The 24,514-nt window shown below is 74.7% G+C and carries 19 protein-coding genes; 16 read left to right on the top strand and 3 right to left on the bottom strand.

The window, feature by feature from the left end:
* Positions 1–23 precede the first annotated feature (23 nt).
* The gene (locus tag DNK53_RS08235) at positions 24–2,015 is read left to right on the top strand and encodes a TIGR03960 family B12-binding radical SAM protein (protein ID WP_110181814.1); all 1,992 of its coding nucleotides are present in this window, start codon (positions 24–26) and stop codon (positions 2,013–2,015) included.
* Positions 2,016–2,075: 60 nt separating this feature from the next.
* Here DNK53_RS08235 and DNK53_RS08230 read toward each other — a convergent pair whose 3' ends face one another.
* Positions 2,076–3,218 (bottom strand): endonuclease/exonuclease/phosphatase family protein, encoded by a 1,143-nt coding sequence (locus tag DNK53_RS08230; protein ID WP_162599837.1) that lies wholly within the window; start codon positions 3,216–3,218, stop codon positions 2,076–2,078.
* 43 nt (positions 3,219–3,261) lie between these two features.
* On the opposite strand from DNK53_RS08230, the gene DNK53_RS08225 reads away from it, so the two are divergent.
* From DNK53_RS08225 to DNK53_RS08175, 11 genes are all read left to right on the top strand, one after another.
* A complete protein-coding gene (locus tag DNK53_RS08225; protein ID WP_110181812.1) occupies positions 3,262–4,446 on the top strand; it encodes a winged helix DNA-binding domain-containing protein in 1,185 nt (394 codons plus the stop codon).
* Between the two features lie 18 nt (positions 4,447–4,464).
* Positions 4,465–5,190, top strand: coding sequence for a TIGR03936 family radical SAM-associated protein (locus tag DNK53_RS08220; protein WP_110182393.1), 726 nt, complete (start codon positions 4,465–4,467; stop codon positions 5,188–5,190).
* A 352-nt stretch (positions 5,191–5,542) separates the two neighbouring features.
* Positions 5,543–8,986, top strand: a complete 3,444-nt coding sequence (locus tag DNK53_RS08215; RefSeq protein WP_110181811.1) for an Rne/Rng family ribonuclease — start codon at positions 5,543–5,545, stop codon at positions 8,984–8,986.
* A 194-nt stretch (positions 8,987–9,180) separates the two neighbouring features.
* Complete coding sequence (rplU, locus tag DNK53_RS08210; RefSeq protein WP_110181810.1) at positions 9,181–9,483, top strand: 50S ribosomal protein L21; 303 nt, start codon at positions 9,181–9,183, stop codon at positions 9,481–9,483.
* Between the two features lie 43 nt (positions 9,484–9,526).
* On the top strand, positions 9,527–9,781 hold the full coding sequence (gene rpmA, locus DNK53_RS08205) for a 50S ribosomal protein L27 (protein ID WP_110181809.1): 255 nt from the start codon (positions 9,527–9,529) through the stop codon (positions 9,779–9,781).
* An 88-nt stretch (positions 9,782–9,869) separates the two neighbouring features.
* On the top strand, positions 9,870–11,405 hold the full coding sequence (gene obgE, locus DNK53_RS08200; RefSeq protein WP_110181808.1) for a GTPase ObgE: 1,536 nt from the start codon (positions 9,870–9,872) through the stop codon (positions 11,403–11,405).
* Entirely contained in the window at positions 11,402–12,574 is a 1,173-nt protein-coding gene (gene proB, locus DNK53_RS08195) for a glutamate 5-kinase (RefSeq protein ID WP_110181807.1), read from the top strand. Before obgE ends, proB begins: the two co-directional genes overlap by 4 nt.
* Positions 12,575–12,585: 11 nt before the next feature.
* Positions 12,586–13,623 (top strand): endonuclease/exonuclease/phosphatase family protein, encoded by a 1,038-nt coding sequence (locus tag DNK53_RS08190; protein WP_110181806.1) that lies wholly within the window; start codon positions 12,586–12,588, stop codon positions 13,621–13,623.
* 68 nt (positions 13,624–13,691) lie between these two features.
* Complete coding sequence (locus DNK53_RS08185; RefSeq protein WP_110181805.1) at positions 13,692–14,885, top strand: cysteine desulfurase family protein; 1,194 nt, start codon at positions 13,692–13,694, stop codon at positions 14,883–14,885.
* The gene (mnmA, locus tag DNK53_RS08180; protein WP_204163817.1) at positions 14,882–16,057 is read left to right on the top strand and encodes a tRNA 2-thiouridine(34) synthase MnmA; all 1,176 of its coding nucleotides are present in this window, start codon (positions 14,882–14,884) and stop codon (positions 16,055–16,057) included. The genes DNK53_RS08185 and mnmA overlap by 4 nt, the downstream gene beginning before the upstream one ends.
* Complete coding sequence (locus tag DNK53_RS08175; protein WP_110181803.1) at positions 16,054–17,073, top strand: uroporphyrinogen decarboxylase/cobalamine-independent methonine synthase family protein; 1,020 nt, start codon at positions 16,054–16,056, stop codon at positions 17,071–17,073. Before mnmA ends, DNK53_RS08175 begins: the two co-directional genes overlap by 4 nt.
* Before the next feature lie 6 nt (positions 17,074–17,079).
* Here DNK53_RS08175 and DNK53_RS08170 read toward each other — a convergent pair whose 3' ends face one another.
* A complete protein-coding gene (locus DNK53_RS08170; protein ID WP_162599836.1) occupies positions 17,080–18,183 on the bottom strand; it encodes a M57 family metalloprotease in 1,104 nt (367 codons plus the stop codon).
* A 107-nt stretch (positions 18,184–18,290) separates the two neighbouring features.
* Here DNK53_RS08170 and ligA point away from each other — a divergent pair, with 107 nt between their 5' ends.
* The gene (ligA, locus tag DNK53_RS08165) at positions 18,291–20,414 is read left to right on the top strand and encodes an NAD-dependent DNA ligase LigA (RefSeq protein WP_110181801.1); all 2,124 of its coding nucleotides are present in this window, start codon (positions 18,291–18,293) and stop codon (positions 20,412–20,414) included.
* 28 nt (positions 20,415–20,442) lie between these two features.
* Here ligA and DNK53_RS08160 read toward each other — a convergent pair whose 3' ends face one another.
* On the bottom strand, positions 20,443–20,835 hold the full coding sequence (locus DNK53_RS08160; protein ID WP_110181800.1) for a hypothetical protein: 393 nt from the start codon (positions 20,833–20,835) through the stop codon (positions 20,443–20,445).
* A 117-nt stretch (positions 20,836–20,952) separates the two neighbouring features.
* Here DNK53_RS08160 and gatC point away from each other — a divergent pair, with 117 nt between their 5' ends.
* Genes gatC through gatB form a run of 3 tightly spaced genes read left to right on the top strand, consistent with a single transcriptional unit; the run spans position 20,953 to position 24,313 of the window.
* Entirely contained in the window at positions 20,953–21,252 is a 300-nt protein-coding gene (gene gatC / locus DNK53_RS08155; protein ID WP_110182392.1) for an Asp-tRNA(Asn)/Glu-tRNA(Gln) amidotransferase subunit GatC, read from the top strand.
* Positions 21,253–21,296: 44 nt separating this feature from the next.
* A complete protein-coding gene (gatA, locus tag DNK53_RS08150; protein ID WP_110182391.1) occupies positions 21,297–22,799 on the top strand; it encodes an Asp-tRNA(Asn)/Glu-tRNA(Gln) amidotransferase subunit GatA in 1,503 nt (500 codons plus the stop codon).
* On the top strand, positions 22,796–24,313 hold the full coding sequence (gene gatB / locus DNK53_RS08145; RefSeq protein ID WP_110181799.1) for an Asp-tRNA(Asn)/Glu-tRNA(Gln) amidotransferase subunit GatB: 1,518 nt from the start codon (positions 22,796–22,798) through the stop codon (positions 24,311–24,313). The genes gatA and gatB overlap by 4 nt, the downstream gene beginning before the upstream one ends.
* Positions 24,314–24,514: the final 201 nt, after the last annotated feature.

Below are 24,514 nucleotides of genomic sequence, written 5' to 3'. Positions count from 1 at the left end.
GTACCCGTCCGAGAGGTTCCCCCATGTCCCACGTCACCGACACCCCCGCGGAGCTGTCGAGCGACGTCGCGTCCGTCTTCCACCTGCTGGAGCCGCGCCTGCCGTCGGTCTCCAAGCCGATCCAGTACGTCGGCGGCGAGCTCAACTCGACCGTCAAGGAGTGGGACTGCGGTGCGGCCGTGGGGAGCGAGACGGTCCGCTGGGCGCTGATGTACCCCGACGCCTACGAGGTCGGCCTGCCCAACCAGGGCGTCCAGATCCTCTACGAGGTGCTCAACGAGCGCGACTGGATCCTGGCCGAGCGGACCTACTCGGTCTGGCCCGACATGGAGAAGGTGATGCGCGAGGACCGGATCCCGCAGTTCACCGTCGACTCCCACCGCCCGGTCCGGGCCTTCGACGTGCTGGGCCTGAGCTTCTCCACCGAGCTCGGCTACACCAACATGCTCAACGCCCTCGACCTCGCCGGCATCCCGCTGCACGCGGCCGACCGCGGCGACGACGACCCGGTGGTGCTCGCGGGCGGGCACGCCGCGTTCAACCCCGAGCCGATCGCCGACTTCGTCGACGCGGCCGTCCTCGGCGACGGCGAGGAGGTCGTCCTGGCGATCTCCGAGGTGGTGCGCGAGTGGAAGACCGAGGGGCGGCCCGGCGGCCGCGACGAGCTGCTGCGCCGGCTCGCGGTGAGCGGCGGCGTCTACGTGCCGCGCTTCTACGACGTCCAGTACGCCGCCGACGGCTCCATCGAGGCGGTCGTCCCCAACCGCCCCGGCATCCCGTTCCGGATCCGCAAGCACACCCTGATGGACCTCGACGCCTGGCCCTACCCGGCCAAGCCGCTGGTGCCACTCGCCGAGACCGTGCACGAGCGGTTCTCGGTCGAGATCTTCCGCGGCTGCACCCGCGGCTGCCGGTTCTGCCAGGCGGGGATGATCACCCGCCCCGTCCGCGAGCGGTCGATCAAGACGATCGGCGACATGGTCGAGAACGGCATCCGCAAGTCGGGCTTCGAGGAGGTCGGCCTGCTCTCGCTCTCGAGCGCCGACCACACCGAGATCGGTGACGTGGCCAAGGGACTGGCGGACCGCTACGAGGGCTCCAACGTCTCCCTCTCGCTGCCCTCGACCCGTGTCGACGCCTTCAACATCTCGCTGGCCAACGAGTTCTCCCGCAACGGCCGACGCTCCGGGCTCACCTTCGCCCCCGAGGGCGGCAGCGAGCGGATGCGCAAGGTGATCAACAAGATGGTCACCGAGGAGGACCTGATCCGCACCGTGGCCGCCGCCTACTCGCACGGCTGGCGCCAGGTGAAGCTCTACTTCATGGTGGGCCTGCCGACCGAGACCGACGAGGACGTCCTCCAGGTCGCCGAGCTCGCCAAGAAGGTGATCGCCAAGGGCCGCGAGGTCTCCGGTCGCAACGACATCCGCTGCACCGTCTCGATCGGCGGCTTCGTGCCCAAGCCGCACACGCCGTTCCAGTGGGCGGCGCAGCTCGACCACGAGACCACCGACGAGCGGCTCAAGAAGCTGCGCGACACGGTCCGCGAGGACAAGCGCTTCGGCCGGGCGATCGGCTTCCGCTACCACGACGGCAAGCCCGGCATCGTCGAGGGCCTGCTCTCGCGCGGCGACCGCCGGGTCGGCCGCGTGATCGAGGAGGTGTGGCGCGACGGCGGCCGGTTCGACGGCTGGAGCGAGCACTTCTCCTACGACCGCTGGATGGAGTCGGCCGAGCGCGCGCTCGCCGGCACCGGCGTCGACGTGGCCTGGTACACGACCCGCGAGCGGGACCTCGACGAGGTGCTGCCCTGGGACCACCTCGACTCGGGGCTCGACAAGGACTGGCTCTGGGCCGACTGGGAGGACGCGCTCGCCGCGGCCGAGGGCGCCGACATCGAGGTCGAGGACTGCCGCTGGACGCCCTGCTACGACTGCGGGGTCTGCCCCGAGATGGGCACCGAGATCCAGATCGGCCCCACCGGCCAGAAGCTGCTCCCGCTCAGCGTCGTCTGACCCCGTCCCTCACCCTCACCCTCACCCGCCGCCCGGGGCGGGGGCGGGTTGGGGGCCGGCTCAGGGGGCGCGGCGGTCCGACGTCCACTCGCAGGGGCTGACGCCCGCGACGAGGGTGTCGACGACCACCGCGTCGTGGTCGGAGACGCTGCTCGGCAGCACCCGGGCGGCGCGGGGCACCACGGCCTCGTGCAGGAAGACGTAGTCGATCCGGGCGCCGGGCGCGCGGCCGGCCGTGGGACCGCGCCCCACACCGACCTGCAGCCACGCGTCTCCCAGCGCGGAGGTCAGCGTGGCGTAGGGAGCGGTCACGGGGGAGGCGTTGAAGTCCCCGCCCAGCACCACGGGGGCGCCGCCCCGCTCGACGAGGACCCGGACCTGGTCGGCCTGCCGCCGGCGCAGCGGGTCGGAGGTGTGGTCGAGGTGGGTGTTGTAGACGTCGACCTCCTCGGGGCCCACCGCGAGCCGGGTCCGCAGCACGCCGCGCTGCTCCTTGCCCGGGTCGTTGGGCAGCAGCACGTGCTCGGTGTCGAGGATCGGGAAGCGCGACAGGGTGGCGACGCCGTACTCCGCGCGACCGCCGTGCCGGACGTTGGGAGCGAACGCGTGCTCCATGCCGAGCTCGGCGCCCAGCACGGCCGGCATGTCGATGCCGCCGCTGCGCGGCCGGAACCGGTCGACCTCCTGGAGCATCACCACGTCGGCGCCCGAGGCCCGGATCTCCGCCACCACCTGGGGGAGGTCGCGCCCGCGCGGTCCCAGCCCGCCGTGGATGTTGAAGGTGGCCACCTTGAGCGGCGTGACCCGGGGGGTGGGCACGCAGACGCGGGTGGTCGCGCCGAACGGGGTCGCCGGGGTGGGCAGGCGGGTGGCGGGCCGGCCGCCGGGCGACGGGTCACCCGGTGTCGGGCGGGGGGTCGCCCGCCCGGAGGGGCCGGTGGGGGCGGCCGGGCTCGCCGGCGACGCGCTGCCGGACGGCGACGCAGTGCCGGACGGTGGGGCCGTCGCAGTGCCGAGCGGCGACGCGGTCGGGCTGGGGGCGACCGTGGCGGTGCCCCGGTCGCCGCGGTCGGGCTGCGCCTGCAGGGCGGTCTGGGCCGGGCCGGGCGCGGGGTCGAACGACAGCACGCCGAGCACGACGACGCAGGCGGTGCCCAGCGCCGCCACCAGCACCCAGGGAAGGGCGCCACTCCAGCGGGTCATCCGGGCTCCGAGCGGTCTGGGACGTCCACGCCATGATAGGCGGGTGCGCACCGTGACGGACGAGGAACGCCGCAGCCGCCTCGGGGTGCGCCACGGCCTCGCCCCCTCCACCCGGTACGCCGACCCGGTGGCCGCCGCGACCGGCCTGACGGCGCTGCACACCACGGAGGTGGCCAGCGTGCCGCTGTCGCTGCGGGCCCGGGTCGACGGCGTCACCGTCGACGACGTCCGGGGGGCCCTCGAGCGGGACCGGTCGCTGGTCGTCCAGCTCGGGATGCGCCGGACCCTGTGGACCGTGCCGCGGGACCTGCGCGCGGCCGTCCTCGCCGGTCCCGCGGCGCGGGTGGCCGAGGCCGAGCTCCGCCGCCTGGCCAAGGACGTGGAGGAGGCCGGCCTGGCCGCCGACGGACTGCGGTGGTTCGCCGGCGTCCGCGACGCGACGCTCGAGCACCTGGCGGCGCACCCCGAACCCCTGTCGGTCCCGCAGCTGCGGGCAGCGGTCCCCGCCCTCTCGGCCCGGGTGGTGCGCGGCACCGGCCGCTGGACCACCCCGGTCTGGGTGGCGACCCCCGTCACGACCGTGCTGGGCGCGCGCGGCGACCTCGTCCGCGGCCCGAACGCGGGGGAGTGGTGGCAGCCGCGGCCCACCTGGACGACGACCGAGCGGTGGCTGGGGACCCCGCCGCCGCTGCCGACCGCCCAGGAGGGGTACGCCGAGCTGGTCCGGCGCTGGCTGTGGACGTGCGGCCCCGGCACGGAGGACGACCTCGTCTGGTGGCTGGGCTCGACCCGCGGTGCGGCCCGGGCGGCGCTGGCGCAGGTGGAGGCGGTCGAGGTGCGCCTCGAGGACGGTGCCCCGGCGTACCTGCTCCCCGACGACCTGGAGCCCGTCGGCGCCCCCGAGCGCTGGGCGGCGCTCCTGCCGACCCTCGACCCGACCACCATGGGGTGGCGGCACCGGGAGTTCCACCTCGCCGACGGCGTCCGGCCCGGGGTCTACGACAGCGCCGGCAACGGGGCGACGACCGCGTGGTGCGACGGGCGGGTCGTCGGCTGCTGGGTGCAGGACGAGGCCGGGGTCGTCGAGGTGGTGCCGCTGGCCGACGTGGACCGTGCCTCCCGCCGGCTGCTGGACGCGGAGGCCGGGCGGCTGACTCGCTGGCTGGACGGGGTGCGCGTCACCAACGCCTACACCGCGAGGCAGCGCAAGTCGGCGCCCCTGCCCTGACGCGGTTACGGTGTGCGCGTGCGCCAGCAGCCCGAGCAGCAAGCCCCCCCGGTCCAGCGCCTGCGGATCCGCTACGCCAAGCGTGGCCGTCTGCGGTTCACCAGCCACCGGGACTTCAGCCGCGCCTTCGAGCGCGCCGTCTTCCGGGCCCGGATCCCGATGGCCTACTCCTCGGGCTTCAACCCGCACCCCCGCATCTCCTACGCCGGCGCCTCCCCGACCGGTGCCGCCTCGGAGGCGGAGTACGTCGAGCTGGGGCTCGCCCAGGTCGTGGACCCGGCCCAGGTGCTCGCCGACCTGGACGAGGCGCTCCCCGACGGGCTCGACCTGCTGGTCGTCGTGGAGTCGGAGGGCGGCTCGCTCAGCGACCGGCTCACCGGGAGCCGCTGGCGGGTCGGCCTGCCCGGCGCGGGCGACCTCGCGCCACTGGTGGCCGACTTCCTCGCCCGGGACGAGGTGCTCGTCGAGCGGATGACCAAGAAGGGCCTGCGCGAGTTCGACGCCCGCGGCGCGGTGGTCTCCCTGGTGCCCGCGACCGAGCCGACCGGGGCCGTCCTGGACCTGGTCCTGCGCCACACCGTGCCCGCGGTCCGCCCCGACGACGTGCTCACCGCCCTCACGAAGGTCGCCGGTCCCGACGCCGGGGCGTCCCTCGGCTCGGGGGCTCCGCTGCTCACCCGGCTGGAGCAGGGCGTGCTCGACGAGATGACCGGCACCATCGGCGACCCGCTGGCCTCGCCGTAGCGACCGCCGGGGCGTCGGTGTGCGATACTCGCCACGGTCGTTCCCGACGACGTACGTCGCCAGGAGGGGCCCGACGACGTTCTCGCCGTCCGACACCAGTCGGTCGGCACGAGGATGGAGGTCGACGCCAGACCGCGACGCGGCCCGGGCGAGTCGGTGACAGCGATCCGCCCACGTTCCACCCGTGACACCTGGGGGTGGGGCAGGCCCGGCGACCGCGGCAGGTGCCGACGGACATCCCTCGACGCACCCGCGGAGGGTGTCGTTGCCACCGAAGGCTTTGCGCCGTGGCCCTGTGCATCCGGGTCCGGCGTCCTACACACCGGTGCCGAGCACCGGTCGAGGAGCGCACATGCTCGACGAGAACCCTGACAACACCCAGGACGCCGGCCAGGACACCGGCCAGGACACCGGCCAGGACACCGGCCAGGACACCGGCCAGGGCCAGGAGGGCGCGGGCGCCCCGCCGCCGGCCCCCGAGGGCGAGGCCCCCGCCAGGCCGGCGCGCAAGACCGCCGCGCGGAAGACCGCCGCCACCAAGAAGGCCGCGCCGGCCAAGAAGGCGGCCCCGCGCAGGACGGCTGCCAAGAAGACCGCCGCGGCCGGGGCCGACGCCGCGGACGCGGTCGCGACCGACGCAGGAGCCGGTGACGCCCCGGTTGAGGTCTCCGCCGAGGCAGCCGCCGAGGCGCCCGCGAAGAAGGCGCCGGCCAAGCGGGCGCCTCGCAAGAGCGCCGCGAAGAAGGCGGCCGCCGCCGACACCCCCGACGCTGCTGCGGAGACCGTCGCCGAGCCCGCCGCCCAGCCTGTCGCCGAGGAGCAGGGCGGGGCAACCCTGCCGCTCTTCCAGGCGCCCGAGCCGGTCAAGGCACCCGCCCGACGGACCCGCAAGCGGGCGGCCGCCCCGGCGGCGGAGGCGCCCGCCGTCGATGCCGCGTCCGCGGCCCCCGTCGACGCCGCGGCCGCCGAGCTCGCCGCGACGCTCGAGGCCACCGCGAGCGTGGAGTCCGGCAGCACCGACGGGGCCGGCGCCGCCGAGCCCGCGGCGCCCAAGGTCACCCGCACGACCCGGTCGGCGCGCAGCCGCGGTGGCCGTGCCGCCAAGAAGACCGCCGCCGTCCCGGCCGAGGACGACGCCACCACCTCGGCGGAGGACGAGGCCGCGACGGCCCTCGAGGAGCAGCCCGGGACCGACGTGTCGGCCGCGCCCGCCGCGCCCGCCGAGGACGCCGAGACCGCCGAGGACGCGGAGGACGCGGACGTCGCCGGGGCGGAGACCGCCACCGACGACGACACCGACGACACCGACACCGACGACACCGACACCGACGACGACAACGACGCCGAGGACGCCGAGTCGGACGGCGACGGCGCCCCCTCGCGCCGCCGACGGCGTCGCGGCGGCCGCCGTCGCCGCAAGGCGGGCGACAGCCAGGACGACGACGCGACCGACGACAGGTCCGGCGACCGGTCTGGCGGCAGGCCCAGCGACAAGGGAGCCGACCGCAGCGACGACGAGCAGGACGGCTCCGGCGACGAGGGTGACTCCTCCGAGGACGACTCCTCGTCCGAGGAGGGCTCGTCGGGCTCGCGTCGCCGCCGTCGGCGGCGGCGCAGCGGGGACTCGTCCTCCGCCGAGGGGTCCGACGACCCGGAGAACACCGTGACTCGGGTCCGCCGGGCCCGCTCCGCCGAGGACCAGATCACCGCGGTCTCCGGCTCCACCCGCCTGGAGGCCAAGAAGCAGCGTCGCCGCGAGGGCCGGGAGGCCGGCCGCCGCCGCGCGCCAATCGTGAGCGAGGCCGAGTTCCTGGCCCGTCGCGAGGCCGTCGACCGGATCATGGTGATCCGGCAGCGCAAGGACCTGACCCAGATCGCGGTCCTCGAGGACAAGGTGCTCGTCGAGCACTACGTCGCCCGGGAGTCCCAGACCTCCCTGATCGGCAACGTCTACCTCGGTCGGGTGCAGAACGTGCTCCCCTCGATGGAGGCCGCCTTCATCGACATCGGCAAGGGCCGCAACGCGGTGCTCTACGCCGGCGAGGTCAACTGGTCGGCGCTGGGCCACAAGGAGGGCCAGCCCCGCAAGATCGAGTCGGTCCTGTCGTCGGGCCAGAGCATCCTCGTCCAGGTCACCAAGGACCCGGTCGGCCACAAGGGCGCCCGGCTCACGAGCCAGGTCAGCCTGGCGGGCCGCTTCCTGGTCTACGTGCCCGACGGCACCACCAGCGGCATCTCCCGCAAGCTCCCCGACACCGAGCGCAACCGGCTCAAGACGCTCCTCAAGGAGATCGTCCCCGACAGTGCCGGCGTCATCGTCCGCACCGCCGCCGAGGGCGCCAGCGAGGAGGAGCTGACCCGCGACGTCGAGAGGCTCAAGGCCCGCTGGGAGGACATCGAGGCCAAGGCGAACGGCAACGCGCCCCAGCTGCTCTACGGCGAGCCGGACCTCACGCTCAAGGTGGTCCGCGACCTCTTCACCGAGGACTTCAAGAAGCTGGTCATCGAGGGTGACGACGCCTGGGACACCGTGCGCGGCTACGTCGACCACGTCGCCCCCGACCTCGCCGAGCGGGTCGAGCGCTACGAGCCGGCCGACAACGCCTCCGCCCAGCAGGGCGACGTGTTCTCGGCGTACCGGATCGACGAGCAGATCGCCAAGGGCCTGGACCGCAAGGTCTGGCTGCCGTCGGGCGGCTCGCTGGTGATCGACCGCACCGAGGCCATGACCGTGGTCGACGTCAACACCGGCAAGTTCACGGGCTCGGGGGGCAACCTCGAGGAGACGGTGACCAAGAACAACCTCGAGGCGGCCGAGGAGATCGTGCGGCAGCTGCGGCTGCGCGACATCGGCGGGATCATCGTCGTCGACTTCATCGACATGGTGCTCGAGTCCAACCGCGACCTCGTGGTCCGGCGCCTCGTCGAGTGCCTCGGTCGCGACCGCACCCGCCACCAGGTCGCCGAGGTGACCTCGCTCGGCCTGGTGCAGATGACCCGCAAGCGGATCGGCACCGGCCTCCTGGAGGCCTTCTCCACCGACTGCGAGCACTGCCAGGGCCGCGGCCTCATGGTGCACTCGGCGCCCGTGGAGGCCCGCTCGTCCTCCGACGACGAGGGGCGCCGCGGCGGCCGTCGGGGTCGCGGCGGGCGGGGCAAGGAGTCGGGCTCCGGCAACAGCGGGGGCAACGGTTCCGGCAACGGCTCCGGCAACGGTGGGAGCGGCGACGGCGGCTCCGGCCGGAGCGCCACGCCCCAGGCACCCTCGCCCAAGGTCGTGGCGGCCATGGCGAAGCCCGAGAACGCGAAGGCGGAGCAGGTCGCCGGCACCGCGCCCGACGAGCCCGCGGCCGAGGAGCCGGAGGCCAAGGAGCCGGTGGCCGAGGTGGCGTCGGCCGACGTCTCCTCCGACGGGACGACGCCCGAGTTCACCGTCGAGCTGACGGTCGAGACGGCCGACGCGCCGGCCCCCGAGCCCGAGCCCGCGCCGACGCCCGAGCCAGCCCCCGAGCCCGCCCCCGAGCCCGCCCCCGAGGTGGCGCCGGAGGCGGCAGCGGAGGCCGCGCCCGCGACCGGGACGGCCCCCAAGGTGGTCACCCGGACCCGGCGCCGGGCCGCGTCGCGCCCCGCGGGTCCGCCGGTCGGGCAGTCCGCCGCAACGTCCGAGTCCGACCCGGCCTCCGGCGACGCGAGCGGCGCGCCCGCCGGCGCGGAGGCGGGGGAGCAGGCGGGAGACCCGTCGGAGTCCCACGTGGAGCACGTCCCGGTCAAGAAGAAGGGCGCCCGCAAGCGCTGACGCGGACCGGGGGCGACCGCGTTTTGCGCGGGCGTCCCCGGGTCCGTAGTATTGACCCTCGGTGTTACGACACCTCTCCACTGCTGTGCGTGCAGCGTGACCCAACCGGTCGCCAGTCAGGTCCGCAGGCGGTGGACGCCCCGAGTTTTGGTTTGTTGATGGACGTTCGAGTCCGACGAGGAGAGTGAGTCGCGGTGTACGCGATCGTGCGGAGTGGCAGCAAGCAGCAGAAGGTTGCTGTGGGCGATGTCATCGAGATCGACCAGGTCCTGACCACCCCCGGTGAGTCCGTGACGCTTCCCGTCGTGATGGTCGTCGACGGCGAGTCCGTCACCGCCACCGGCCTGGACAAGGCGTCGGTGACGGCCGAGGTCCTCGGTCGCACCAAGGGCCCGAAGATCATCATCCAGAAGTACAAGAACAAGACCGGCTACAAGAAGCGCCAGGGTCACCGCCAGAAGTACACCCAGGTCAAGGTCACCGACATCTCCGTCTGAGCGGCTCCACGCCCCTCGCGAACCCTCACGAAGGACTGAACTCATGGCACACAAGAAGGGTGCGGCGTCGACCAAGAACGGTCGCGACTCCAACGCACAGCGCCTCGGCGTCAAGCGCTACGGCGGCCAGGTCGTCGGCGCGGGCGAGATCATCGTCCGCCAGCGCGGCACGCACTTCCACCCCGGCAGCGGCGTCGGCCGCGGCGGCGACGACACCCTGTTCGCGCTGGTCGCGGGCGCGGTCGAGTTCGGCACCCGGCGTGGCCGCAAGGTCGTCAACGTCGTCCCGGGCGAGTGACCTGACGCTCACCGCAGCACACACTTCCTACGAAGGGCGTCCCTGGACCGGGGACGCCCTTCGTGCGTTCCACCCCTGAGGAGAACCCATGGCCGTCCCCACGTTCGTCGACCGCGTGACGCTCCACGTCAGCGCCGGTCGCGGCGGCAACGGCGTGGCGTCCGTGCACCGCGAGAAGTTCAAGCCGCTCGGCGGCCCCGACGGCGGCAACGGCGGACCGGGCGGCTCCGTCATCCTGCGGGTCGACCCGCAGGTGACCACCCTCATCGAGTACCACCACAGCCCCAAGCGCAAGGCCGAGAACGGCGGCCACGGCGCGGGCGACCACAAGAACGGCGGCCACGGCAAGGACCTCGTCCTGTCCGTCCCCGACGGGACCGTGGTCACCGACGCGCAGGGCAACCTGCTCGGGGACCTGATCGGGGCGGGCAGCGAGATGGTCGTCGCCAGCGGCGGCCGGGGCGGCCTCGGCAACGCCTCACTGGCGTCCTCGAAGCGCAAGGCGCCCGGCTTCGCCCTCCTCGGCGAGCCCGGCGACGAGCTCGAGATCCACCTCGAGCTCAAGGTCGTCGCCGACATCGGCCTCGTCGGCTACCCGAGCGCGGGCAAGTCCTCGCTGATCGCCGCCATCTCGCGGGCGCGGCCCAAGATCGCGGACTACCCCTTCACCACCCTGGTGCCCAACCTCGGCGTCGTGAAGGCCGGCGACACCGTCTTCACGGTCGCCGACGTCCCCGGCCTGATCGAGGGCGCCGCGGAGGGTCGTGGGCTGGGCCACGACTTCCTGCGCCACATCGAGCGGTGCGCCGCGCTGGTCCACGTGGTCGACACGGCCTCGATCGAGCCCGGCCGCAACCCGGTCGACGACCTCGAGGTGATGGAGTCCGAGCTCGCCCGCTACGGCGGCCTGGAGGACCGGCCCCGCCTCGTGGCGCTCAACAAGATCGACGTCCCCGACGGGGCCGAGATCGCCGAGATGGTGGTCGACGACCTCCGGGAGCGCGGCCTGCTCGTCTTCCCGATCTCCGCGGCGTCGGGGGAGGGGCTCCGCGAGCTCACCTTCGCAATGGCCGAGATCGTCTCCCGCGCCCGGACGGCCAAGCCCGAGGTCGAGCCGACCCGGATCGTGATCCGGCCGCCGGCCGTGGGCGGAGGGGGCGACTTCGAGGTCACCCGCGACGGCGACGCCTGGCGGGTGCGCGGCGAGAAGCCCGAGCGCTGGATCCGGCAGACCGACTTCAGCAACGACGAGGCCGTGGGCTTCCTGGCCGACCGGCTCAACCGGCTCGGCGTCGAGGACGCGCTCGTCAAGAAGGGGGCGGAGGCCGGCGACACGGTGCTCATCGGCCACCCCGACAACTCGGTGGTCTTCGACTTCAAGCCCGAGCTCGAGGCCGGCGCCGAGATGCTGGGCCGCCGCGGCGAGGACCAGCGCTTCGACGAGCAGCGCCCCGCGCGCACCCGACGGCGCGACATCGACGCCGCGATGGCCGAGCGCGGCGAGAACGAGACCCGCGCCGACGTCGCCCGCCGCCTCGACCGCGGGGAGTCCTTCGGCCCGACCTCCTACGAGATCGGGTCGGCCGACGACCCCGACTGGGCAGAGGACGACCCCGACGCATGAGCGGCGGGGTCGCCCTGCGCCCGGCCGTCGTCGAGGCGCGCAGGATCGTGGTCAAGGTGGGCTCGTCGTCGCTGACCAGCGCCGCCGGGGGGATCGACGAGGCCCGGGTGGCGGGGCTCGCCGACGTGCTGGCGGCCGTGCGCGCCCGCGGCGCGGAGGTCGTCCTGGTCTCGTCGGGGGCGATCGCCGCCGGCCTGGCGCCCCTCGGGCTGAGCCGGCGTCCGCGGGGGCTGCCCGCCCAGCAGGCCGCCGCCTCGGTCGGCCAGGGGCTGCTGGCGCACCACTACCAGCGGGAGTTCGCCCGGCACGGCATCGTCACCGGCCAGGTGCTGCTCACCGTCGACGACGTGACCCGGCGGGCGCACTACCGCAACGCCTACCAGACGTTCGCCAAGCTGCTGGAGCTCGAGGCCCTGCCGGTCGTCAACGAGAACGACACGGTCGCGACCTCCGAGATCCGGTTCGGCGACAACGACCGGCTGGCGGCGCTGGTCGCCCACCTGGTCCACGCCGACCTACTGGTGCTGCTCTCCGACGTGGACGGCCTGTACGACGGCCCGCCCGACCTCGCGGGCACCCGCCTGCTCTCCGACGTCCGCGGAGCGGCCGACCTGGACGGGGTCCGGATCGGCAGCGCGGGGGCCGCGGGCGTGGGGACAGGCGGCATGGTCACCAAGGTCGAGGCCGCGCGGATCGCGACGGGCGCGGGGATCCCGGTCGTGCTCACCTCCGCCGACCGCGCGGTCGAGGCGCTGGGCGGCGCACCCGTCGGCACCCTCTTCCACGCCCGCGGACGGCGCCGTCCCACCCGCCTGCTCTGGCTCGCCCACGCGTCGGAGCCGCAGGGCCGGCTCCAGCTGGACGCCGGCGCCGTGCGCGCCGTCGTCGAGCGACGCGCCTCGCTGCTCGCGGCCGGGATCACCGGGGTGGCCGGCCGCTTCGTCGCCGGCGACCCCGTCGACCTCGTGGACCCCGAGGGCCGCGCGGTCGCCCGGGGCCTGGTCAACTTCGACGCCGACGAGGTGCCGGGGTTGCTCGGCAAGTCCACCCACCACCTCAAGCGCGAGCTGGGCGCCGGCTACGAGCGCGAGGTCGTGCACCGCGACGACCTGGTCGTGCTCGAGCCCCGCCTCGCGGGATCGTCCGCGGACGCCGCGCCGAGCCGGTAGTTTCGGCCCCCGTGACCCTCCTGCTGCGGGCCGGGTTCGGGGCCTGCCTGCTCGTGGGGGTGCTCCTCACCGGGCTCCGCGTCCTCCAGCCCGGCCACGGCCTGCCCGCCAGGCTGGTCTCCTTCACCCCCTTCGGCCTGCCCGCCCACCTGCTCGCGCTGCTGCTGCTGGCGGCCCTGGTGCTCCTGCCGCGCGTGTCCCGGCTGCGCCGCGCGGGGCCGGGGCGCCCGCCGGGCCGGCGTACCGCCGCGGCGCTGGCCGCCCTGCCGGTCGCCGGCGTCGTGCTGCACGCGGGGTGGCTCCTGCCGCTGCACGTCGCCGACGGCGCGGAGCCCGACGCCGAGTCGCTGCCCCTCACCGTGATGACGGTCAACCTGCTCAAGGGGGAGGCGGACCCCGAGGAGGTGGTGCGGCTCGCCGCCCAGGAGGACGTCGACCTGCTCGCGGTGCAGGAGGTGACGCCGTACTCGCTGCTGCTCATGGAGGAGGCGGGGCTCAACGTGCAGCTGCCCTTCCACGCCGGCGAGGCGATCTACGGAGTGGAGGGCACGATGCTCTTCTCCCGGCACCCGCTGGCCGCCGAGCGGGACGTCCCGACGCAGTGGACCTCGTTCCGGGTCCGCGTCGACGTCGAGGCGGCCCCGGCCACGCCCGAGGCGCCCGAACCGGTCCACGTGGTGGTGACCCACCCCGAGTCCCCGATGGGGGACGCGTCGGGGTGGCGGGCCGACCACGCGGTGCTCCGGGACGCCGTGGCCGCGGACCCGCCCGACCTGGTGCTCGGCGACCTCAACGCCACGCCGGACCACCGGATGCTGCACGACCTGCTCGACCTGGGGCTGCGCGACGCGGCCGAGGCGGCCGGCTCGGGCTGGCAGCCCACCTGGCCGGCCCCCGGCGCGGTCGGCCGTGGTCCGCTGTCGGTGCCGCCGGTGATCACCATCGACCACGTGCTCACCGGCTCGGGCTGGGCGGCGACCGGCACCCGCACCCACTGGGTGCCGGGCACCGACCACGCGGCGCTCGTCGCGGAGGTCTTCCGCCGGTAGGGGAGGCGACCGCCACCCGGCACCGCAGGACGGCCGACGACAGGGGGCGCCGTAGGCTGAGGGACGACATGAACACCGCCGCGTCGACCTCCCCGGTCTACCTCGACCACGCCGCCACCACGCCCATGCTGCCGGAGGCCGTCGAGGCGATGGTGCGCCAGCAGGGCGTGCCGGGGAACGCCAGCTCGCTGCACGGCTCCGGACGGCAGGCCCGCCGGGTGGTCGAGGAAGGGCGCGAGCGGATCGCCCACGCGCTGGGCTGCCGCCCCGGCGAGGTCGTCTTCACCTCCGGCGGCACGGAGTCGGACAACCTCGCCCTCAAGGGGATCGCCTGGGCCCGCCGCGCCCGGGACCCCCGGCGCACCCGGGTGCTCGTCACCGCCGTGGAGCACCACGCGGTCCTCGACCCCGCCCACTGGCTCGCCGACGCCGACGGGTTCGAGGTCGAGCTGCTCGCCGTCGACGCGCGCGGGCGGCTGGACCTCGACGCCTACCGGGCGTCCGTGGAGCGGGACCCCGGGTCGGTGGCGCTCGTCTCGGTGATGTGGGCCAACAACGAGGTCGGCACCGTGCAGCCGGTCCGCGAGGTCGTCGACGTCGCCGCCGCGCACGGCATCCCCGTGCACAGCGACGCCGTGCAGGCCGTCGGCGCCCTGCCCGTCGACTTCGCCGCCAGCGGCCTCGACGCGATGACCTTCACCGGCCACAAGCTCGGCGGCCCCCTCGGGGTCGGGGGCCTGGTGGTGCGCCGCGAGGTCGAGGTCGGCGCCCTGCTGCACGGCGGCGGGCAGGAGCGCGACATGCGCAGCGGCACGCTCAACCCGCCGGGCATCGCCGGGCTCGACGCCGCCGTCGCGATCGCGGTCGAGGGCCAGGCCGGGCACGCGGACCGGGTGGGCGCGCTGCGCGACGAGCTGGTCCGCCGGGTCCTTGAGGTGGTGCCCGACGCGCACCTGCACGGCGACCCCGTCGACCGGCTGCCGGGCAACGCGCACCTCGGCTTCCCCGGCTGCGAGGGGGACTCGCTGCTGATGCTGCTCGACGCGCAGGGGATCGAGTGCTCGACCGGCTCGGCCTGCTCGGCCGGGGTGCCGCAGCCCTCCCACGTGCTCCTGGCCATGGGCTGCGACCCCGACCAGGCGCGGCACTCCCTGCGCTTCTCCCTCGGCCGCACGAGCGTGCCCTCCGACGTCGACGCCGTCGTGGCCGCCATCGGTCCCGCCGTCGAGCGGGCGCGCGCCGCCCACCGGGGTGCCCGGTGAGGGTGCTCGCGGCGATGTCCGGCGGGGTCGACTCCGCCGTGGCCGCCGCCCGCGCCGCCGAGGCCGGCCACGACGTGACCGGCGTCCACCTGGCGCTCTCGCGCAACCCCGCGTCGTACCGCACGGGCGCCCGCGGCTGCTGCACGATCGAGGACAGCAACGACGCCCGACGGGCCGCCGACGTCATCGGGATCCCGTTCTACGTCTGGGACCTCTCCGACCGCTTCCACGACGACGTCGTGGAGGACTTCATGGACGAGTACGCCGCCGGCCGCACGCCGAACCCGTGCCTGCGGTGCAACGAGAAGATCAAGTTCGCGGCCGTGCTCGACCGGGCCCTGGCGCTCGGCTTCGACGCGGTCGCCACCGGCCACTACGCCCGGCTGCGGACGGGCGACGACGGGCTCGTCGAGATGCACCGGGCGGTCGACCACGGCAAGGACCAGTCCTACGTGCTGGGGGTGCTGACCCAGGACCAGCTGCGGCACGCGCTCTTCCCCCTCGGCGACTCCACGAAGCCGGCCGTGCGGGCCGAGGCCGAGCGACGCGGCCTGCTGGTCGCGGACAAGCCCGACAGCCACGATATCTGCTTCGTCGCCGACGGCGACAACGCCGGCTGGCTGCGGGAGAAGCTCGGCGACCGGGCGCCCAACCACGGCGGCCAGATCAGGGACGAGGCCACCGGCGAGGTGCTCGGCACCCACGAGGGGACCTACGGCTTCACCATCGGCCAGCGCAAGGGGCTGCGGATCGGCCGGCCGGCCCCCGACGGCAGGCCGCGCTTCGTGCTCGACATCGAGCCGGTCAGCGGTACCGTGACGGTCGGGCCCCGGGAGCGGCTGCGGGTGGAGCGGATCGACGCCTTCCGGCCGCGCTGGTGCGGCACCGTGCCCGACCGGCTGGAGGGCACCGTGCAGCTCAGGGCGCACGGTGCCGAGCACCGGGCCGTGGTGCACGTGGCGGGCGACGACGTCCGGATCGAGCTCCTCGACCCCGCGGAGGGGATCGCCCCCGGCCAGGCGGCCGTCGTCTACGACGGGACCCGCGTGGTCGGCTCCGCCACCATCACCGCCGCCCACCGCGTGGCCACGGACGGGGCGACCGACGGGCCGACCGACGGGCCGACCGACGAGGCGGCCGCCGGGGCGACCGACGGGGTGACCGCCCGGTGACGCTGGCGACCGGCATCGGCTCCCTCCCGGGGCCGGGGGACCGGGACGCCGCGCAGGCGTACGCCGAGGCGGTGCGGACGGTGCTCGGCGAGCTGGGCGAGCCGCCCGGCCTGCCCTACCTGCCCGAGCTGCCGGGCCGCGGCGCCGGTGCGGCGATGACCGGCCGGGCGCTCGCCGTGGTGGCCGGCCTGGCTGCCGACCTGCAGCCTGCCGGGTGGCGGCTGGTCGACGCCGTCGGCGTCGACCAGCGCCGCGCGCGCTCGCTCCTCGCCCAGGACCTGGACCAGCTCGAGGAGCAGGCGCAGGGTTTCGCGGGCCCCTTCAAGGTCCAGGTGGCAGGCCCGTGGACGCTGGCCGCGACGGTCGAGAAGCCGCGCGGCGACAAGGTGCTCGCCGACCACGGCGCGCGTCGCGACCTGGCCCAGGCGCTCGCCGAGGGCGTCGCCGGGCACGTGGCCGACCTGCGCCGCCGGCTGCCCGACGCCTCGCGGCTGGTCGTCCAGGTCGACGAGCCGGCGCTGGCCGCGGTGCTGGCCGGCGGCGTGCCCACCGCGAGCGGCTTCGGCCGGCACCGGGTGGTGCACCCGCCCGAGGCCTCGGCGGCGCTCGAGTGGGTGCTCGGGGCGGTCGCGGACGCCGGGGCGGAGCCGTGGGTCCACGCCTGCGCCCCGGGCACGCCGCTCGACCTGCTCCGCGGGGCCGGGGCCCGCGGGCTCGCGGTCGACCCCGACGTGCTCTCCGCGGCGGACCACGACGTGCTCGGGGCGACGCTCGAGGCGGGGGAGACCGTCGTGCTCGGGGTGGTGCCGGTGACCGACCCCGCGGCGCCGCTCGAGGACTCCCGCCTGGTCGAGCGCGTGCTGCGCTGGCTCGACATGCTGGGCTTCGACCCCGAGGAGGTGGCGGGCTCGCTCGTCGTCAGCCCCGGGTGCGGCCTCGCCGGCGCGTCGCCGGAGTGGGCCCGCCGCGCCACGGGGCTGGCCCGTGGCACGGCCCGCGCGCTGACGGCCGGCTGAGCCGCGTCAGGAGACCGTGACCGTCACCGTGCTCGGGGCGAGGGCGTAGTTGGTGCCCTGGTCGAACTGCCACACCGACACGCAGTGGGTCCCCGGGGCGAGGCCGTACAGCGACACCTCCTGGCTCGCGCCCACCGGCACCTCCCAGAGGTCGGTGCGGACCGTGGTCGCGTCGTCCCCGGGGACGGCCGTGCAGACGCCCGGCGTCGCGTGGACCTCCAGGCCCGGCGCGCCGAAGCCCCACGTCCCGAGCCAGCCGGGGACCGGGGGCTCCGCCCCGCGGACCACGGTGAGGTCACCGGCCCCGCCGTAGGAGTCGGGGGTCCAGGTGACCGGCCCGGTCGCGGGGATCCGCTCGATCGCGTCGCACCACTCCTGCTGGCGCACCTTCGGGCGGCCGCCGTACATCCGGGCGGCCCGCTTCAGGTCGACGCGCTCGAGCACCCGGCAGCGCCACCGGCCGGGCTTGGCGGTCGCGGAGAGGTCCTCGCCCAGGCACTCGCGCTGGGCCACGCCGTTGACGTGGCTGCTGTTCATCACCGAGCAGCGGCTGTCGTCGTGGCGCAGCCCGAGGACGTGCCCGAGCTCGTGCGCCACCACCAGCGTCTGTCCCGGGAAGGCGCAGCCCTGCCCGCCCTCGTCCCCGCCGTGCAGGATGTTGACGAAGGCCCGGCCGCCGGGCACGTAGCCCAGGGACGCGAGCCCCGAGCCGCAGCCCGAGGGGACGTTCGTCGAGTCGCGGATGACGAGCGCGGCCCTCGAGGCCTTGCGGACCTTGACGAACCTGATCTTCACCCCGCTGCGGTTCCACAGCTTCACGGCCGCGCGCACGGCGTCCCGGTCCTTCGTCCGGTCGACGTAGGTGATCCGGCCGCGTGGCCACTTCCGGATGCCGCGGGCGCCCGCGGCGGCGCTGCCCGGCTCCTCGTCGAAGGCCGTGGCGACCACGGGACCGCTCGTCCGGTCGGGGACCGGGGCGTCGGCGGAGGAGGCGGCCGCGGCCGTCGTGTGGGTCGAGGTGGCGGCCGGGACGGCCAGCCCCACCAGGAGGGGGGCGAGCAGGCCGAGGAGCCCGGTGGCGGCGGCGGTGCGGGACGGACGAGCTGGCACGAGGACCCCCTGGTCGAACGGGACCACCCGTGCAGCGGCCCGAGGACCGACAGCGTAGGGGGAGCGGGTCCGGGGAGGGTGTCGGTGCCGCACGGCAAGATGTGCCCATGAGCACGCCCGAGGTCATCCCCGCGTCCGCAGCGGCCCGCGAGCGCCACCAGGAGCTCGCGGAGCAGGTGGAGGAGGCGCGCTGGCGCTACTACGTCCTCGACGACCCGACCCTCGACGACGCCGACTTCGACCGCCGGATGCGCGAGCTGGAGGAGCTCGAGGAGGCCCACCCGGAGCTGCGCACCCCCGACTCGCCCACCCAGAAGGTCGGGGGAGCGGTCTCCACGGAGTTCACCGCGGTCGACCACCTGCAGCGCATGGAGTCCCTCGACAACGCGTTCTCCGACGAGGAGCTGGAGGCGTGGTACGCCCGGCTGGCGAAGGACGGGATCACCGACGCCGAGCTGCTCTGCGAGCTCAAGGTCGACGGCCTGGCGATCAACCTCCTCTACGAGGAGGGGCGCCTCGTCCGCGCCCTGACCCGCGGTGACGGGCGCACCGGCGAGGACGTCACGCCCAACGTGCGGACCATCGCCTCGGTGCCGCACCGGCTGGCGGCCAGCGAGGAGTTCCCCGTGCCGGCCCTGGTCGAGGTGCGCGGCGAGGTCTTCCTGCCGCTCGAGGCCTTCGAGCGGCTCAACTCCTCGATGGCCGACGCCGGCAAGCCGCTCTTCGCCAATCCGCGCAACGCGGCCGCCGGCTCGCTGCGGCAGAAGGACCCCCGCGTCACCGCGACCCGGGCCCTGGGGATGGTCTGCCACGGGATCGGTGCGCGCGAGGGCTTCGAGCCGGTCGCCCAGTCCACCGCGTACGCCGCACTGGCGGCGTGGGGGCTGCCCACCAGCGACCGGGTCCGCGTGGTGCCCGACCTCGACGGGGTGAAGGAGTTCGTCGCGCACTACGGCGAGCACCGTCACGACGTGGAGCACGAGATCGACGGCGTGGTCGTCAAGGTCGACCGGGTGAGCCTGCAGCGGCGGCTCGGCTCGACCAGCCGCGCCCCGCGGTGGGCGATCGCCTTCAAGTACCCGCCCGAGGAGGTCAACGCCCGGCTGCTGACCATCGAGGTCAACGTGGGGCGCACCGGGCGGGCGACGCCGTTCGGCGTGATGGAGCCGACCCGGGTGGCAGGCTCGACCGTCGAGCGGGCCACCCTGCACAACGCCCACGAGGTGCGCCGCAAGGACGTCCGTCCCGGCGACACCGTGGTGCTCCGCAAGGCCGGCGACGTCATCCCCGAGATCCTCGGGCCGGTGCTGCCGTTGCGCCCCGAGGGGCTGCCCGAGTGGGAGATGCCGACCCACTGCCCCTCCTGCGGCACGGCCCTCGCCCAACAGAAGGAGGGCGACAAGGACCTGCGCTGCCCCAACCACGAGGCGTGCCCCTCCCAGGTCCGCGAGCGGGTCTTCCACGTGGCCGGCCGCGGCGTCTTCGACATCGAGGGACTGGGCTACGAGGCGGCCGACGCCCTGCTGGCCGCGGGCGTGATCGCCAACGAGGGCGACGTCTTCGACCTCGACGAGGCCGGCCTGCTCCGCACCGAGCTCTTCACCCGTGCGGCCAAGAAGGCCGAGCAGGCCGACGGCAGCGGACCGCGGGTGCTCAGCGCCAACGGCCGGCGCCTCCTGGACCACCTCGACCGGGCCAAGCAGGTGCCGTTGTGGCGGGTGCTGGTGGCGCTGTCGATCCGGCACGTCGGTCCCACCGCGGCCCGCGCCCTGGCCACCCGGTTCGGGTCGATGGCGGCGGTCCGCGACGCCGACGAGCAGCAGCTGGCCGACGCCGAGGGGGTGGGGCCGACGATCGCCACCTCCGTCCGGGAGTGGTTCGACGGGGAGCAGTCCGGCTGGCACCGCGCGATCGTGGAGAGCTGGGAGCGGGCCGGCGTCACCATGGAGGACGAGCGCGACGAGTCGGTCGCCCGGACCCTGGAGGGGCTCACGGTCGTGGTCACGGGTTCCCTGGAGCGCTACACCCGCGACTCGGTCAAGGAGGCGATCATCGCCCGCGGCGGCAAGGCGTCGGGGTCGGTGTCGAAGAAGACCGACTTCGTCGTGGTGGGGGAGAACGCCGGCAGCAAGGCCGACAAGGCCGAGCAGCTCGGGCTCACCGTCCTCGACGAGGCCGGCTTCGAGCGACTGCTGGCCGAAGGGCCCGAGTCGGCCGACCCCGAGGAGTGAGCAGGCCCGCCCCCGGTCGACGCCGGCTCTAGGAGTCCGCCAGGACGAGCCGGGCGCAGCCGAGGGCGAACTGACGCGCGAAGTCGGGGTGCTCCCGGACGTCCTTCTCGATGCTCTCGACGTCGCCGGGGGTGATGCGGCCCCCGCCCCGTTCGGCCCGCAGGCGCAGCACCTCACCGGCCATCGCCCGGCACTCGTGGATCCGCCACAGCGGTGCGCAGATGTCGCGCCCCATGAAGTCGTGGCCCGCCCCGGTGCCCTGCCGGGCGGGACGCTGGGCGATCTCGTCCAGCAGCACCTCGTGCAGGTGGGTGAAGACGGCGACGAGCTCCTTCTCCCCGCTGGTGGGCCCTGCGGCCTCCTCGACGCGAGCGGCGGTCACGGCGGCGGTCTCGGTGCGTCGGCGGGAGAAGAACCTCATGACGCACCAGTGTCCGGCAGGACCCGGCCACGGTCGAGGGAGCACCGCGGCGTCCACCTCCGGCACGGGCCCATAGGATGGGCGGCTGATGCCCCGCTCGTCTGGCAAAGGATGCTGATGCCCGAAATCACCCGCGACGAGGTCGCGCACCTGGCCACCCTGGCCCGGATCGACCTCTCCGACGCCGAGCTCGACCACCTCGCGCCGCAGCTGAGCGTGATCCTGGACTCGGTGGCCTCGATCAGCGAGGTCGCCAGCGCCGACGTGCCGCCCACGTCGCACCCGCTGCCGCTGACCAACGTCTTCCGTGAGGACGTCGTCGTCCCGGGGCTGACCGCCGAGCAGGCGCTCGCCGGTGCCCCCGAGTCCGAGCAGCAGCGCTTCTCCGTGCCGCGGATCCTGGGGGACGAGCAGTGAGCGCCGCGACGAGCACCGACTGGACGCGGCGCACCGCCGCCGAGATGGCCGACGCCCTGGCGGCCGGTGAGGTCACCAGCGTCGAGCTGACGCAGGCGCACCTCGACCGGATCGCCGAGGTCGACGGCGACGCCGCGGCCGGCGTCCACGCGTTCCTCCACGTCGACGCCGAGGGGGCGCTGGCCCAGGCGCGCGCCTCCGACGAGCGCCGCGCCGCCGGCGAGCCGCGGGGCACCCTGGACGGCGTGCCGATCGCCGTCAAGGACGTGCTGGCCACCGAGGGCCTGCCCACCACCTGCGGGTCGAAGATCCTCGAGGGCTGGGTGCCGCCGTACGACGCCACCGTCGTGCGCCGGATCCGGGAGGCGGGCCTGCCGATCCTCGGCAAGACCAACATGGACGAGTTCGCCATGGGCTCCTCCACCGAGCACTCCGCCTACGGCCCGACCCGCAACCCCTGGGACCTGGACCGGATCCCGGGTGGGTCCGGCGGCGGCTCGGCGGCCGCGGTGGCCGCCTTCGAGGCGCCGCTGGCGCTGGGCACCGACACCGGCGGCTCGATCCGCCAGCCGGGCGCCGTGACCGGGACCGTGGGAGTGAAGCCGACCTACGGCGGGATCTCCCGCTACGGGCTGGTCGCCCTCGCCAACTCCCTCGACCAGGTCGGCCCGGTCACCCGGACGGTCCTGGACTCCGCCCTGCTGCACGAGGTGGTCGGCGGCCACGACCCGCTCGACAGCACCTCGGTCGACCAGCCGCTGCCGTCCTTCGTCGAGGCCGCTCGCCAGGGTGCGGGCAAGGACCTCACCGGCGTGACGGTCGGCGTGATCAGCGAGCTGCGCGGCGAGGGCTGGCAGCCCGGCGTGCTCGCCCGGTTCGACGAGGCCGTCGAGCGGATGGTCGCCGCCGGCGCCGAGGTGGTCGAGGTCTCGTGCCCGAGCTTCGTGCACGCCCTGGCCGCCTACTACTTGATCCTCCCCGCCGAGGCGTCCAGCAACCTCGCCAAGTTCGACGCGATGCGCTACGGGCTGCGGGTGCTCCCCGAGGGCGTGGACGCGCCGAGCGCCGAGGAGGTGATGCGCGCGACCCGCGACGCCGGCTTCGGCGACGAGGTGAAGCGCCGGATCATCCTCGGCACCTACGCCCTCTCGAGCGGCTACTACGACGCCTACTACGGGCAGGCGCAGAAGGTGCGCACGCTCATCTCGCGCGACTTCGAGGCCGCCTTCGGGCAGGTCGACGTGCTGCTCAGCCCCACGGCGCCCACCACGGCGTTCCGGCTGGGGGAGAAGCTCGACGACCCGCTGGCGATGTACCTCAACGACCTCGCCACCATCCCCGCCAACCTGGCCGGCGTCCCGGGCCTCTCGGTGCCGTGCGGCCTCGCCGAGGAGGACGGGCTGCCCGTGGGGCTGCAGGTCCTGGCCCCGGCGCTCGCCGACGACCGGCTCTACCGGGTCGGCGCCGCGGTCGAGGCCCTGCTGACCGAGGAGTGGGGTGGTGCGCTCCTCGACCGCGCCCCCGAGCTGAAGGGAGCCGCGCAGTGAGCGCGCAGACAGTCGACCTGCTCTCCTTCGAGGAGACGCTGGAGAAGTACGACCCGGCCCTGGGGCTGGAGGTCCACGTCGAGCTGAGCACCCTGACCAAGATGTTCTGCGGCTGCCCGACGGAGTTCGGGGCTGAGCCCAACACGCAGGTCTGCCCGACCTGCCTGGGCCTGCCCGGGGCGATGCCGGTCGTCAACCGCAAGGCGGTCGAGGGCGCCATCCGGATCGGGCTGGCGCTCAACTGCCAGATCGCCGACTGGTGCCGGTTCGCGCGGAAGAACTACTTCTACCCCGACATGCCGAAGAACTTCCAGACCTCGCAGTACGACGAGCCGATCGCCTTCGAGGGGTGGATGGACGTCGCGCTCGAGGGCGAGGACGGCGAGCCCGAGACCTTCAGGGTCGTGATCGAGCGCGCCCACATGGAGGAGGACACCGGCAAGACGCTGCACGTCGGCGGTGCCACCGGCCGGATCCACGGGGCCGACTACTCGCTCGTCGACTACAACCGCGCGGGCATCCCGCTCATCGAGATCGTCACCAAGCCGATCCGCGGGGCGGGGGAGCGCGCTCCCGAGGTCGCCAAGGCGTACGTCGCCCAGTTGCGCGAGCTGATCGTCGCGCTCGGGGTCTCCGACGCCCGGATGGACCAGGGGTCGATCCGGGCCGACGTGAACCTGTCGCTCGCGCCCCGGGGCTCCAACGTCCTGGGCACCCGCACGGAGACCAAGAACGTCAACTCGCTGCGCTCCGTCGAGCGGGCGGTGCGGTACGAGATGCGGCGGCACGCCGCCGTCCTCTCCTCGGGCGGGTCGATCCTGCAGGAGACCCGGCACTGGCACGAGGACACCGGGATCACCACGAGCGGCCGGGAGAAGTCCGACGCCGAGGACTACCGCTACTTCCCCGAGCCCGACCTCGTCCCGGTGGCCCCCTCGCGCGAGTGGGTCGAGGAGCTGCGGGGCACGCTCCCGGAGAACCCGACGCAGAAGCGCGCTCGCCTCCAGGCGGAGTGGGGCTTCTCCGACCTGGAGATGCGCGACACGGTCGGCGCCGGCGCGCTGCTGTTGATCGAGCGGACGGTCGCCGCCGGCACCGCGCCCCAGGCCGCCCGCAAGTGGTGGCTGGGCGAGATGGCCCGCCGGGCCAACGAGACGGGCACCGAGATCGACGCGCTGGGCGTGACGCCCGAGCAGGTCGCCGCGGTCCAGGCGCTCGTGGACGCCGGGACCCTCAACGACAAGCTCGCCCGTCAGGTCTTCGACGGGCTGCTGGCCGGCGAGGGGACGCCCGACGAGATCGTCGCGGCCCGCGGGCTCGCGATCGTCTCGGACGAGGGCGCCCTGTCGGCCGCGGTCGACCACGCCATCGCCGCCAACCCCGACGTGGCCGACAAGATCCGCGACGGCAAGGTGGCGGCCGCGGGCGCCCTGATCGGTGCGGTGATGAAGGAGATGCGGGGCCAGGCCGACGCCGCCCGTGTCCGCGAGCTGATCCTCGAGAAGCTGGCCTGACCCGCCGTCCGAGCCCGACCACGAGCCCGCCGCCCCCCGGACCGATGTCCGGGGGCCGGCGGGTTCGTCGTATGGTGGATCGGTCGCGACACCCGTCGCGGCGCACGCACGCCCACAGGTGGGGGAAGCCGGTCCGACTCCGGCGCTGACCCGCAACCGTAGGCACGGTCCGTCCGTGCGAGCCGGAGCACCCGCTGTGAC

It is taken from the genome of Nocardioides solisilvae, assembly GCF_003194625.1.
Classification (GTDB): domain Bacteria; phylum Actinomycetota; class Actinomycetes; order Propionibacteriales; family Nocardioidaceae; genus Nocardioides; species Nocardioides solisilvae.
Note: the sequence above shows the minus strand (reverse complement) of the source record. Positions and strands in the feature narration are given on the sequence as shown.